Origin of the sequence: Methylomonas sp. 11b (assembly GCF_000515215.1) — a bacterium.
Classification (GTDB): domain Bacteria; phylum Pseudomonadota; class Gammaproteobacteria; order Methylococcales; family Methylomonadaceae; genus Methylomonas.
Genome location: NZ_KI911557.1, coordinates 1,549,728 through 1,561,393 on the forward strand (window position 1 = coordinate 1,549,728; position 11,666 = coordinate 1,561,393).

At 47.3% G+C, this 11,666-nt stretch carries 22 protein-coding genes; 5 read left to right on the forward strand and 17 right to left on the reverse strand.

The genetic code is table 11. From position 1 onward, the window contains the following. Window positions 1-435 precede the first annotated feature (435 nt). From METH11B_RS29065 to METH11B_RS29405, 3 genes are all read left to right on the forward strand, one after another. Window positions 436-624 carry a hypothetical protein gene (locus METH11B_RS29065; protein ID WP_155931089.1) on the forward strand — a complete coding sequence of 63 codons (189 nt, stop codon included), beginning with the start codon at window positions 436-438 and terminating at the stop codon, window positions 622-624. A gap of 225 nt (window positions 625-849) precedes the next feature. After that, window positions 850-1,158, forward strand: coding sequence for a hypothetical protein (locus METH11B_RS0107195; protein ID WP_026601442.1), 309 nt, complete (start codon window positions 850-852; stop codon window positions 1,156-1,158). Between the two features lie 137 nt (window positions 1,159-1,295). Continuing rightward, window positions 1,296-1,469: a hypothetical protein gene (locus METH11B_RS29405; RefSeq protein ID WP_020482620.1), complete on the forward strand. Its 174-nt coding sequence runs from the start codon at window positions 1,296-1,298 to the stop codon at window positions 1,467-1,469. 554 nt (window positions 1,470-2,023) lie between these two features. Here the strand turns inward: METH11B_RS29405 and METH11B_RS29070 are convergent. The 15 genes from METH11B_RS29070 to METH11B_RS0107275 all read right to left on the reverse strand — a co-directional run bounded on the left by METH11B_RS29070 (window position 2,024) and on the right by METH11B_RS0107275 (window position 8,929). Further along, on the reverse strand, window positions 2,024-2,374 hold the full coding sequence (locus tag METH11B_RS29070) for a hypothetical protein (RefSeq protein ID WP_155931090.1): 351 nt from the start codon (window positions 2,372-2,374) through the stop codon (window positions 2,024-2,026). Between the two features lie 86 nt (window positions 2,375-2,460). Further along, window positions 2,461-2,871: a hypothetical protein gene (locus tag METH11B_RS0107210; protein ID WP_026601443.1), complete on the reverse strand. Its 411-nt coding sequence runs from the start codon at window positions 2,869-2,871 to the stop codon at window positions 2,461-2,463. Then, window positions 2,868-3,080 carry a hypothetical protein gene (locus METH11B_RS0107215; RefSeq protein ID WP_155931091.1) on the reverse strand — a complete coding sequence of 71 codons (213 nt, stop codon included), beginning with the start codon at window positions 3,078-3,080 and terminating at the stop codon, window positions 2,868-2,870. The genes METH11B_RS0107210 and METH11B_RS0107215 overlap by 4 nt, the downstream gene beginning before the upstream one ends. A gap of 14 nt (window positions 3,081-3,094) precedes the next feature. After that, entirely contained in the window at window positions 3,095-3,817 is a 723-nt protein-coding gene (locus tag METH11B_RS0107220; RefSeq protein WP_026601445.1) for a hypothetical protein, read from the reverse strand. Between the two features lie 242 nt (window positions 3,818-4,059). Then, complete coding sequence (locus METH11B_RS27690; protein ID WP_026601446.1) at window positions 4,060-4,611, reverse strand: DUF4406 domain-containing protein; 552 nt, start codon at window positions 4,609-4,611, stop codon at window positions 4,060-4,062. Then, window positions 4,608-4,847, reverse strand: coding sequence for a pyocin activator PrtN family protein (locus tag METH11B_RS0107230; protein WP_026601447.1), 240 nt, complete (start codon window positions 4,845-4,847; stop codon window positions 4,608-4,610). Before METH11B_RS0107230 ends, METH11B_RS27690 begins: the two co-directional genes overlap by 4 nt. Next, on the reverse strand, window positions 4,834-5,019 hold the full coding sequence (locus METH11B_RS29075; RefSeq protein WP_155931092.1) for a hypothetical protein: 186 nt from the start codon (window positions 5,017-5,019) through the stop codon (window positions 4,834-4,836). The genes METH11B_RS0107230 and METH11B_RS29075 overlap by 14 nt, the downstream gene beginning before the upstream one ends. A gap of 141 nt (window positions 5,020-5,160) precedes the next feature. Next, complete coding sequence (locus METH11B_RS0107240) at window positions 5,161-5,718, reverse strand: 3'-5' exonuclease (RefSeq protein WP_026601448.1); 558 nt, start codon at window positions 5,716-5,718, stop codon at window positions 5,161-5,163. Between the two features lie 8 nt (window positions 5,719-5,726). After that, the gene (locus METH11B_RS0107245; RefSeq protein WP_026601449.1) at window positions 5,727-6,317 is read right to left on the reverse strand and encodes a helix-turn-helix domain-containing protein; all 591 of its coding nucleotides are present in this window, start codon (window positions 6,315-6,317) and stop codon (window positions 5,727-5,729) included. A 3-nt stretch (window positions 6,318-6,320) separates the two neighbouring features. Continuing rightward, window positions 6,321-6,893, reverse strand: coding sequence for a hypothetical protein (locus tag METH11B_RS0107250; protein WP_026601450.1), 573 nt, complete (start codon window positions 6,891-6,893; stop codon window positions 6,321-6,323). Between the two features lie 48 nt (window positions 6,894-6,941). After that, window positions 6,942-7,760: a DUF2303 family protein gene (locus METH11B_RS0107255; protein WP_026601451.1), complete on the reverse strand. Its 819-nt coding sequence runs from the start codon at window positions 7,758-7,760 to the stop codon at window positions 6,942-6,944. Continuing rightward, complete coding sequence (locus METH11B_RS29410) at window positions 7,760-7,939, reverse strand: hypothetical protein (protein ID WP_197026935.1); 180 nt, start codon at window positions 7,937-7,939, stop codon at window positions 7,760-7,762. Before METH11B_RS29410 ends, METH11B_RS0107255 begins: the two co-directional genes overlap by 1 nt. 33 nt (window positions 7,940-7,972) lie before the next feature. Next, window positions 7,973-8,116: a hypothetical protein gene (locus tag METH11B_RS29415; protein WP_197026936.1), complete on the reverse strand. Its 144-nt coding sequence runs from the start codon at window positions 8,114-8,116 to the stop codon at window positions 7,973-7,975. 169 nt (window positions 8,117-8,285) lie between these two features. Beyond that, the gene (locus METH11B_RS0107270) at window positions 8,286-8,732 is read right to left on the reverse strand and encodes a hypothetical protein (RefSeq protein ID WP_026601453.1); all 447 of its coding nucleotides are present in this window, start codon (window positions 8,730-8,732) and stop codon (window positions 8,286-8,288) included. Between the two features lie 11 nt (window positions 8,733-8,743). Then, window positions 8,744-8,929: a DUF7706 family protein gene (locus METH11B_RS0107275; protein WP_026601454.1), complete on the reverse strand. Its 186-nt coding sequence runs from the start codon at window positions 8,927-8,929 to the stop codon at window positions 8,744-8,746. A gap of 837 nt (window positions 8,930-9,766) precedes the next feature. On the opposite strand from METH11B_RS0107275, the gene METH11B_RS0107285 reads away from it, so the two are divergent. Further along, window positions 9,767-10,015, forward strand: coding sequence for a hypothetical protein (locus METH11B_RS0107285; RefSeq protein ID WP_026601456.1), 249 nt, complete (start codon window positions 9,767-9,769; stop codon window positions 10,013-10,015). 159 nt (window positions 10,016-10,174) lie between these two features. Here METH11B_RS0107285 and METH11B_RS0107290 read toward each other — a convergent pair whose 3' ends face one another. Together METH11B_RS0107290 and METH11B_RS27695 are read right to left on the reverse strand one after the other, a co-directional pair. Beyond that, a complete protein-coding gene (locus METH11B_RS0107290; protein WP_026601457.1) occupies window positions 10,175-10,555 on the reverse strand; it encodes a hypothetical protein in 381 nt (126 codons plus the stop codon). A 2-nt stretch (window positions 10,556-10,557) separates the two neighbouring features. Beyond that, window positions 10,558-11,340: an XRE family transcriptional regulator gene (locus METH11B_RS27695; protein WP_026601458.1), complete on the reverse strand. Its 783-nt coding sequence runs from the start codon at window positions 11,338-11,340 to the stop codon at window positions 10,558-10,560. Here METH11B_RS27695 and METH11B_RS0107300 point away from each other — a divergent pair. Beyond that, complete coding sequence (locus tag METH11B_RS0107300; RefSeq protein ID WP_026601459.1) at window positions 11,339-11,569, forward strand: helix-turn-helix domain-containing protein; 231 nt, start codon at window positions 11,339-11,341, stop codon at window positions 11,567-11,569. The genes METH11B_RS27695 and METH11B_RS0107300 overlap by 2 nt on opposite strands. The last annotated feature ends 97 nt before the right edge of the window (window positions 11,570-11,666 follow it).

Here is an 11,666-nt window from a genome sequence, read left to right on the forward strand (position 1 = left end):
TCAATAAAACCAGTTCGATGGCGATTTAGCCATCCACCATTTACACCCTCGCCGCCTAAAAATCCTCGCTTCGGCGCTGGCGAGATCCCCATACACCCAAAGCTTTATACCGACTTTTAATTGAGCAACAACCTGCAAAAGCCTCTACCGCCCCTGGATCATTGACTCTTCCGCATACCTTGTACGACATTTCGTAAGCGATACGATATTTAGTGCTGAAATCAACAATTTCTTGTGCATTTTTTCACTATTTTTCAGAATGATCAGCCCATAAAATAATGCATAAACAATTACTTAGAATAATTACGGCGCACCCGATTTTCTAGTGGCATTGGTTTTGCGATGTGTAGCGTAGCTCTGCAATTACAAAGAGCCGGATACCGAACAAACTCATAGCGCATTATTTTCACACATTCCGATTACGAGGCGATCACCATGAAAACACTCCAGCAGATTACTCGTTGCAAACGGTGCGGCGACTTATTGTCAGCCCATGAAAAATCACATACCGCCCACGAAGGCCTCTGTGCATTTTGCGACCACATGCGTAGCGAAGCATTAGAAATGCACCAAGAAATACATGCAAAAAATCGCGTGGCAAAAATTCACTTCAGATTGGTTTAAGCATTGCCTTGCTATAAGGCTGGCCGCACCACAATAAAAGACTGCCGATAACTATCGTTAGGCTTGGGACCACATTCAACCGGGTCGCGAAATAGCGTCGTTATTCAACGTCTTTGCCGGTCGCAGCGAACCGATTGGCGCGAATCCCACAAAATGCGCAGCTGTTTGCGCATCAAAAAGGTCAGCTCGCTAAGTTTTTATAACCCCAACATAAGGAGACACACTATGAATTCAGAAGAAATACTGAAAACCTGCGTACGCGAACTGAAGCGTTGCGGCATAAGCTTCGTGCTAATCATTATCGGCGTATTTCTGGCCACCCAAAACGCCCCCGCCGCCACCATCCCGAAGCACAAGCAATGCATGGGCAGTATGGATACAATTAACGCGCTTGCCTCACGCCCGCTTAAACCCGGCACTCGCCCTTTGGTCCAGCCGGTCAGTAATTCGCTCCATCATTTTCATACCAAACAAGCTTACAGCCAATGCGCCGGTAGCCTGACAGAAAACAAAGCGAGCAAACAATACAAATGAGCGTTTATCGGCTATCTGTATAGTATTGAAATGTCCGCGCGGACAACCCAAATAGTCATCCCGAACCCAAGCAACTCGACAAGGCTGTGTCAAAACGCCACCGAGGATTTTTTTGCTCTGAATAGCAGCGGGCCAATATGCATCCGACCAGCCTGACCAGAATCAAATGTGCGATTGTCTTTATCGTGTTTATGCTGTTTAGCATCGGCCCCATCCCGATTACCAGCAGCATCGGTTTATACGTAGTGATTTTCAGGCCGCGTTGGTTTAAAGAGCTAGTGGACAAAATCTATAACGATAAAGCCAGCTGATATTCTCCTATCCTTTCGCTTCATTCTTACTCCATCACAGCCGTCTTTTATACAGCGATTGTTAATCAGCCCGGCGCAGTATAATAGGGCCGCAGAATGACATTGAACTTCCCAACCACTTTAACCATCGATGACCGCTGACCGCGACCATATCCGGCCCAAAGCTGACAAAAACCTAGACTGCCGATTCTCTGTAGCCCCCATGCTGGACATTGCCAATAATGTTTATTTATATGGGTTTTCGGCTTTCTGGCGTACTATTGGCGGACTGATTTATCATTGTTAGTCTTTTCTTCCCAGCACGATCCAGTAACGATTTTGAATGTGACGTTCATGCTAGGTAGCACACCCATTAAGTGTTTTTTACAAATACTTCCATCAATTAGGAAGCGATGGTGAATGCAGTCTTTACATTCTCTGGCATCAACCTCCCAAACTTTCACCCCGCACGATATGCACCAAGAGCCTTTTTCGTCTTGACGTCCCTGCGTTATGGTGTGGCGGCATGTATCGTTTTCGGTAAACATTAGATGTTTTTTCATAATTTTTTATTTTTATAAGCATTCAAAAACCAATTCTATCCGTGGAAAGTTGCCGAGGATGTGCGGCGGGGTTGATGTGGTTTCGTTGAGAGTGTTTAGACGGCGCTGCTTCCTTACGCAAAATTCTGTTGCGCGTTTTTCTGCTGACTCGCGGACGGTTTGCACGGATATAAATCCGGTGGCTGCGCGGTGAAATATTCGGTATTGTTCCGCGCCTGGTGTTGGCTGGCTGATCTGTGCATAGTCGCCACCGAAGACAGCGCCGTCAAATTCTGATTCTGAGGCGCTGATAGGTTGAATGGTTGATGTTTTCGCGCAGCCTGATGCTATTATGAGCAAAAGGATTGTAAATAGTGGTTTCATGAGATGCCTTGTTTTAAGTCCAACAGAAGCATAATCTGTTTTTTATTCTTCAGATAAAATTTTCCAAGCCTTTATAGTTTTATATCCTAGTCCAGAATTAGCGTGGCGTTAAACTCTTGCTTATGTGACCACTCAAAACTAATTTGATCTTTATCATGTCCATATACATAAACCCTAATTCCACTATCAATCCGCGCTTTTAGTTCGTCGCGCTCTTGTTCAGCTACCGATAGCTCATCAATAGCCTTTTCTAAATAATCAGCAAGTGCACAATCTGGTAGCATTTCACCAAGCTTGTCAAAAATAACTTCGATAGATAAGTTTTCATCGCCTTCAAATTTTGTGTTGAAAACTGATAACAATTCGTCCCGCTCTTTTATTGCATCTTCTAAGGCATAAGCGACATTTTTAACGTTATCGATTTGTTTTTGTAGATCCTTTCTAAGCTCGGCGGTTTCTTTTTCAAGCTGTTCTTGTCTATGTTCGAGGGTACTCATAAATACCTAGCCATTTCTTTTTTTGTTACGATTGTTTCCATTGTTGTATTAGGCGCGCGGAGCTTACCTATAAATACAGCACCTTTGACACGCATTGACTTCCATTTGTCTGGCGTGTTTCCTAGCCATTCTCCGTAAAAAATATGGAATCCTTCCGGTACTGTTCCGAATTTATGTAGAGCCGCTTTGCCAAAGCTAGTATTATCCATTATGTCATTCATAATTATTCAACTCTCGTAAACGAAATAACCCACACCCAGGGGTTTAAGTCCCATGAGCCAATTCCGTTTATTTTTTCCCATAACAATTCATAAGCCGATTTTGCATCTAGCGCGAATATGTTTTCAGCGTCTATGCCGAATAATTTTATTGAGCCTTCCGAGCGTGAATCACTATTTCTAACGTAAGACGATACGATGCCCTCGGCAATAGCATCAGCCTCACTAATATCTTTTAATCGCTCGACTCTAACGCCTGTAATTTCCAGCATCGTCCGAGATATGGCTTTTGGCATAAAGCGGGCTAGGCGCTTGTGCCATGCTGGTGTTGACGGGTCATTCCGGTGACGGGATTTTCTAAACTCGGCAGGCGGATCAAAAATGGTTTCGGCGGTATCTGCAATAAACTGCCACTTCGCGCCGCCTTTTTTTGTTTTAACGCCGACAACCTGTTCCCAGTGTCCGAATCGATAGTGCTCTTCGCAGACATACAGTCTGTCGCCAGGTACGCCATATGGGCATAGCGCAATCAAATTTGTCATCCCTAGGCATTGATAAATGCCGGTTGATTGTTTAAACCGAAATACTTGCTTAACGTCATCTGTTGTCGGGAATGGATCTCTTATTATTGTCGGCTGGATATTCAAAGCTCTGCGAGTCTGAGTTTTGCGATTTTCTAATATCGCTTTAACCATAGGCGCTGAAAATAATATTGGTCGCTCTTTCATAACTACCTCAACACATCATATAGCAGGGTCTTCAAACAACACTTTTGCCGCTTGGCGCATTCGATCAATCCTTTCTGTAAGGCAGCGGCAAGGTTCTAATGCGATGACTTGGCTTATCATTTCGGCGCCCGTTGGTTCTCCGACAGCGTGTTTCCCCGCGTTTTTAGGTACTGTAGGGGTAAGTTGCAGGTTATCGCCGCAGATTGAGCAAACAAACTTTGTTACGAGAAATTCGCGCATAACTACCTCAACACATCATCCGGATTCTTACCAAAGTGCAAGCACAGTTCGCTGGCAGTGTTTGAGCCCAGGCCGGTTAGGTGGCTGACCATGGCCCAGCGGGTGATTGAGGCGCGGCCTTTGGGCGGGTGTTTCATGTTCATCATGATGCGGTTTAATAGATCCGCTGCCGAAAACTCTTTACCATTTAGCGTTATGCCGCCAGCTGTCGCGCAGCGGGTTTGTCGTTTGATCTGCAAGGCTGCGCTGCCGTGTTCGATCAGGTCGGCGGCGTAGAAGCATGGGATTTCCAGCTTGCTAGCCAGCACGTATTGTTCGGATGCGCCTTTTGAGCGTTGCCAGTTGGGCAGGAAGGCGACGGTTTGACAGGTGAGCATTTGCCGGATGGCGTTGCGCTGATAGCCTAGCCAGGTGACGCACTTGGGAGGTGGGCTATCGGCGGGGTTTTCGACATGATAGCCTTTGTTGCGTAATTTTTGGGCATAGGAATGAAAGGCTGGGTAGTTGTAATTGGCAATTCCACTCATGGGGCCAGCCAGAAAAAGTTTGATCATTTGTTTGCCCCTCTGGCCATGGTGTCTAAGGCTTCGGCCAGATTGTCTATGTTGACCAGCCAGGGGGAACGTTTGCTGTCTCTGGCCCGATAGGGTTTTAAGTGCGGGAATTGTTTGCGCTCTGCCATGCGGTTGGCGGTGTATATGTCGGATATGCCGTAGAAGTCGGCGGCTACCACGGCCAGTTTGACGATTTTTTCCCCGTATTTTTGCAATAGAAAGTCAGCGGTGTTCATGGGTTTTGTCCTGTATAAAGCTATCGCACGCGCCGTCTGTGTCGATCAGGCTGGTGACGTAGATGTAGGGTTTGGGTTGATCGTGGCGCATGGTGGTGAACCGGGCGCATTGGTGTTTTTTGTGGCATTGGGTGCCGTAGCAACGGGTTATGTCGTCGGGTAGTGGGATCATGATTTTGCTTTGGCTCTGCTGTTTCTGAACCGTTCGGCTTGTCTGTCTTTAGCTCACCGTATGCAGTAGATGCGGCTGCGGCTGGTTGTTGCCACTTTGGCGCCGCAGTCTTTGCACACGATGGTTTTTAAGGGGTTATGGCTAGAATGGGACATGGGCACTGTGCAATAACAACTGGTATGCCCTGCTGATGTAGCGGGCTTGGTGTTTGGCGTCGGCTAAGGCGTTGTGTTTTTCGCCATCGAACGCGGTGGTTTTGGTGACGTTTTCGTTGCATAGTCGTTCTGCCACGTCTACCAAGGTGCGGGTGTCGCGTTCTTGCCAGTATTGCCAGGTCACAAACCCATGGGCTTGGTGAGCGCTACGCAATATGACGCAATCGAAACTCGCACCGTTGCCCCAGATGGTTTTGGCTTGGTGCTTTTGGCGAAATACCGTAAAGTCCATTAGCGCTTCGTTGATGGTTTTGGCGTTTTTGTCCCAAAATACAGTTTTAGCGTCGTAGGGTTGTTTCATCCACCAAGCGACAGTCTCGGGGCTAATGTGGCCGTTTTTGGCGTTGTCTTTAAGCTGGATGGCTTGGTAATATTCCGCGCCGATTTCGCCAGTAGCTAGATCGAACATGCACGCGCCGATGCTGACGATGGCGGCGTTGGGCTGGGTGCTGAGGGTTTCCAGGTCTATCATTAAATCTTTCATGTTGATCCTTAAATGACGCCGGTCAGCAGGTCAATAAGCCAGTATTTGTCACAGGTGGCTATGTCGACGCTGGGTAGGCAGTTTTTGATGTATGCGCGCACGTCGGCGGCCGTGATGTTGTATTCGGGTTGGTTAACGTCTTTGCGCTGACTGGCTTTTAAATGGCCTGATTTAATGGCGCGTTGAATGGTGCCTTCGCTGCATCCCATTAGGCGCTGTAATTCTTTTATCGTGTAAAGGCCGGCATCTGCTCTGGCTTGGCGGCGATTGATCTGGATGTCGTTGAGTTTGCTTTTTACGGCATCTAGGCTGCGGCTGGGATGCCCTGCCCTGACCAATATTTGGTTGATGGCATTAAGTGACTTATGGGCGTTGTTTTCCAGTAGCTCTATTTCTGCCGGGGTCCATTGTTTCCAAGTTTTGTAGCCGGCCCGCAAGCAGCCTATTTCCGCCGCTCGCCGGGTAATGCTGGATTGCGATATACCCAACCTGAGAGCCGCTTTGCCTACATCGCCGGTTTTTTTATGGCCGTTGAGGTAAGCTGTGCGAATAATCTTATCCATGCGGTCATCAAACTGAATGCGCTTATAACCGGCCATGGATTACTCCGCTTCTTCCAGTTCGTTGACGTCGGCGCGGATGGCTGCGAACAAAGCGCGCGTTGGGCCGCTGATGCGGTTGTCGCTTTCGTAGCTTTCCAGCAAAGCAAGCTTTGCTGATTTTTCTTGGATCGTGACCGAGGGTTTAGCCGATGCTTCGCGGATGATGTTAACGATGCGGAATAAGGCGTGGTCCAGGTCGTCGTTTAAATCGAATTGGATTTGCGGGTAGTGGGTATCTTCTTCTTGCTCGACCAGCTGAAGGGCTGCTTCCATTTGGTCGTCTGATACGGAGGGAGGTGTTTCGGTCACGTCTTCACCCTGTTCTTTTAAGGCTTGGTGCAAGGCTTCCTTGCCAGCTGGGGTTAGCGTGTGGATGTTGCCGCCCACGGCATCATGGGTACTGATTAGCTTAGGGCTACCGTTGCGCATGGCATAAATCAACTTGCCGACGGTTGATGAATCTGGCAGTTCTGAGCCTGGTTGTTTTTTGGCGATGTTGTAAATGTCGCCGGTGGTCAACCCTTTGGGATGATCGGCAAGCGTTTGTAATATTTCTTGATGTCTGTAAAGCATGATAAGTCCTTGATAGCGCCTGCTTAACAGGCGCGGTTAGAATTAGGATTAATAATTCATGGTGCCCAGGTAGGTTTCTACGCCTTCGGCATCGATATCGCCTTGCAATAGGTCTTTAAAGCAATTAGCGATTTCAGTTTGTTTAACCGGCAATTGCATGATCCGATATTTGATGACAACCTGTTTTTGATCGTTTATCGCGCGCAGTTGGCACGTAAATAAAACCAGGGGGAAACCTTCATAGGGGATGCAATGAAAAGTGAAATAAGCAGGTAATTCCTCTTGGCCGGCTTTGATTTCCACTTGTTCCAGGGTGCTACGGGCGGCGGCGTAATTACCTACGGTTTGCTCACTCTCGGCATTGGCATTGATTTTAAGTTTGCGCAAGGTGTTGATGGTTTTTCTAAAATCAAGACGTTGTTCTTGGTTATCAAAAAAGCTTATGTTGTCTGCCCAGTCTTCGGCAAAGTCGATTAGGGCTTGTTGTTCCAGTTTGGTGTTGTCATATTGCAGAATTGCTTGGTATTCCGGCGTTTTGATTAATGACAATTCTGCTTTGTGCGAGCCCCACAAGGGCTGATCAGGTCTGCCAAGATCCATAATGGCTTTAGATGTCATCGTGGTTTCATCGACAAAGACGGTACTGTCCGGCGTGCCGTGATCGTTGACGTATTTAATGTATTCGTCTATCAGGGTGGTTTTGTAGTTTCCCCGGAATCGAATTGGCGCATTTCCAAACTTTTCTAGGCCTTCCAGCTTGTAGTTTTCCGGCAGTAACGCAACATTGTAGTCAAGCGCGCTGAGTGTATTTATCTGGCTTTCGACAACTGATAGCGCCGATATGGTTTTGATGGCGGATGCATCCATTATTTAACTCCTTTCAGTAAGGTGACGTTATCGCCAGTATTGGCGAATAGATCGTCTTGGGTTTGTGGGCTGATGGTGAGACAGCCCAGGTTGTTGACATACATCGGTGTGGATGTGGTCATTTCTTCGGTGGCTTTGCCGCGGCGGGTGGGCTTGCTGAACTTAAGCGTGTGATTCACCTGCACGCTATCGCTTTCGCCGATGCGGTCAAGCTATAACACAATGGTTACGCTGCCTTTCTTTTTGTCGTTGCGAATAACACCCAACGCTACTTCTTTTAACGCGGCTTCGGCTTGTTGCAGGAATATACCGGCGTCTAGTTCGCCGAGGATGTCTTGAATGCTGGGGTTTGCCATGGGTATTGCCTCTTTGGTTAATATGATTGTGTGGTTGCCGCGTATCGTGCGGCTGACGGCGCTTCACTCGGCCAAGGTATGGAGCCACCGAGGACGCTGCGGGTGTTTTTCCTCACCGACTCACCGCCCGCTGGAATCGTCCGCCGGCAGGCCGGCGGCCTTACTGTCGTTAAATGGCTTGCGGGCTGAAAAGCAGGCTGTCTTGGCATTGCGCGGCTTTGTCAATCAAGCGGCTGGCGATGGCTTTAACCTGGTGGCGTTTAAGTAAAATCTCGGCATCATGGCGGATGGCTTCGTAAATGGCACGGCCATCACCACCGGACAAATACACGGCTTGCCCGGCAGCGGCTACACTGGTGACGATATAAGACTGGCTATCGATCCCCATGCGCTGGGCCATGGCATCGCACATCAGTTTGGCTTGCATAGCGATAAATACTTGCGATTCGTGGTCGTTTAGCGGTTGTTTGCCGATTTTGATTGTGTGGCGGCCGGTGGTGTCGTTTGGTAACATTTCCACATCGAGCAAGGCGTTATGTTCAAACAGGCTTTTAGGCTGTTTAGTGACACGGGTGTTGAGGTTGCGGATGTTGTTGATGGTGGCTTGGTTTAACATGTGCCTGCTCCTTATCTTGGGTTATAGCCGGCATTGGCTAGTGATCTTTGCGCGCCAAAAATGGCGTCGAACATGGTGTATTTTTCTGACTCGTTTTTAGCTTTTTCGCTGACGTCTGTGAGCGTGGTGCGCTTTAAAAACTGAGCCAGTGCTTCCGCTTCGTCTTCGTTTAACAGTTCAAGTTTTATTTCGATCATGTCCGCTCCTATGAATTAAAGATGGCCCGCAAACCGCGTATACATAGCCTTAACAATTGCGGCGGGCTGTCCGCAGCACATTTTCAGCCCTGTACTTCCCCGTCTTGTTTGCCCGGCGGGGAAATCCGGGGTGAGCCATCAGCTAAGCCCTGTACACAAGGTTTAGCTGATGTGATGACTCGGGCGCCCGGTTGCCGGCGAAAGCAATTGAACGGGCCACGATGCGGATTCAATTAGTTCAAAAGCAACCGCATCACTGCTCCCGGCTTGTTCTGGTGCGGGAGGACACCCGCCCAAGTCATCAATAAAGCCCTGTCGATCTGTCGCTGGGGAGCGAGGCCGTTTTGTCTCCGACCAACAGGGCTTTATTCATGACCCATCCGAAGCAGTTGGTTGAAACCGGGTGAATTGCTTGGACGGTTTAAATAATACTTTGGTATTTTTTTGCTGTCAATACTATAGTAGTATTTTTTTCGTCAGGCATAAAAAAAGCCGCTAAAATGCGGCTTTGTTTTTTAGTGGAGTGGAATGATGGGCTTTCGAATGACGTTAAACTTGGGCGGTCAGACCCGTTGGGAGCATGATAACGGCAAGGCTTTTATGTATTTGACTGAAGGGGAACTGTGTTTTCACTACATGGACCGAGAGAAAGAGATCCCTACCCGGCTTAATATCGTCGTGGGAGACGGCTTAGTGAGGTTTTTGGCCGGCTCGCCTGATGACCTACGGGAAGCCTTGTTGAACTTAACGGATGAGTACAAAACCGAATCCCTGGCAGGTAATACAACTAGGTAAAGGGCTTTGTTTTTTAAAATTATGGCGTTATGAGGTGGTTTTGTGAGCGAATGGCAAAAGATTAGAGACGATAAGTTGGTTAAAGCTTGGCAGCGTGGACGCGTGCAGTTGGCTATCACTCAAAATAAAGTGTTGTTGATTGGGGATGAAGTGACACTGATGGTAGGCCCGCGACGTTGTAAATTAATTGGCAAGCCAAGGCATTTGCAACAGGCTTTGTTATCTTTGGCGGCAGAAATACCACCCGGTACTTTGGCAAGCCTCACACCCAAGCCCAGATCCTTGACATAAATGACATACCTTCCAATCATTCACTTGAATGGCATTTTGCCAAACACCTTTACAACGATTATTTCCATTTATCTCAGAGCATTGCTGATTAGAAATAGCTCGGTAGCTGTATTTTCCGCAAACAGTGCAGACGGCAATGGGCGGGTTAGTTGGCATGGCTTAATCTTTTTTAGCGGATAGCTCTTTAATCCTTTCTATTTCTTCTAGGCGCTTTCTTTCAAGCATTAGGGCAATTAATGATTTTTCTTTAGGCTTAGTTTGTTTTTTTGGTCGCCGAATTAGTTTAAATGCAAAGTAAACTATTGTTATACATAATAAAATAATAATAATCCACACCAGAGCCGTTAAAGTTTTTTCCGTTTGTGATTCTGGATAGTAGGTAAACGTGTCATTAAGTGGCATTTCTTGTGCCAATTGTTCATAAGTTTTAGGCGCTTGATTGATGGCAACATCTGGCCTTTTTAGTCGTATAGCATCTATTGGCAGGTTGTATTCTTTTGCTAATTTTTGCAGCGATTCTTCTGCTTGATCTGTTGCCATATTTACCACTCTTTATGCTTACTAGGCGGCACGATGGCGCTGATTGCCTGAATGCCCTCCAGTTCGTCGAATTGCGCGGTAATGCGTTCATCACCGTTGACCGACAGCAGCAAATAGCCATCATGTTTAATTTGCAGCAATTCCTTGACCATTTTCTTGCCGTCTTTGAACTTGACCAATACATATTCGCCAATGTCCGGGCGTTTGTTGGGTTCAATCACGACATACCAACCTTCTCTTATGGCTGGATGCATGCTATGGCCTTTAATGCGGATGGCGACAGAACCTATTTCAGCTTCAAATTCTATATAGCCATCGCCACCGTCAAGATCTAAATAATAACCATGATCCCCACATCGAGCGGTTCCTACTACTCGGGGATAGTTTTTTTCTGTTTTATATGCAGCCATTTTTTCAGGCTCGCTTAAATCCAAAAGCTGTTTTCGTATTACATAGCTTTCAATGTAATCACCGCCTAAAAAAATCGGCAAAAATCGTTCATCGCCATTTTTTAGCCAAAGCGGATGCACATCAAGCGCATATGACAGTTCTATGTCGTATGTTGATGCAGCCTGGTCGCCGCGCTCTATTTTTGAAATGGTGCCCTGCTTAACGCCTGATTTTTCGGCTAATTCTTCCTGTGACCATTTTTTATAAGTGCGCGCGGCCTTAAGTCTTTGCCCATATTGCGGATTCATGTTTGGCAAATCTAATACAAAAGTATTGGGTTGCCAAACTACCTTAGTATTGACTTCTCTTACTACCTGAGTATTATTGTGCATCATGAATACTTCCCAAGCTAAAGAAATTGTGAAAATCAGCGTCGCCCGCGCCGTTGTTTTGCTCGGCTCTCAAACCAAGTTGGCCGAAAAAGCCGATCTTACCCAAGGGGCAATCGGCAAATATTTACGCGGTGACGCTTTACCGACAGGACCAACAGCGAAGCGATTAGTGTCCGCTGTTGATGGCGCTCTTAAAAAGAAAGATTTCGCGCCTCATATTTTCGACGATTAACCACCGCTAGCAGGCCGGTAGCCTGCCCTCCTGTGCTCTGGCCCGCTTCGGCGGGCTTTTTTTCCCGGTGCAGGCGTTAGAAAAAAGCATATTCCCG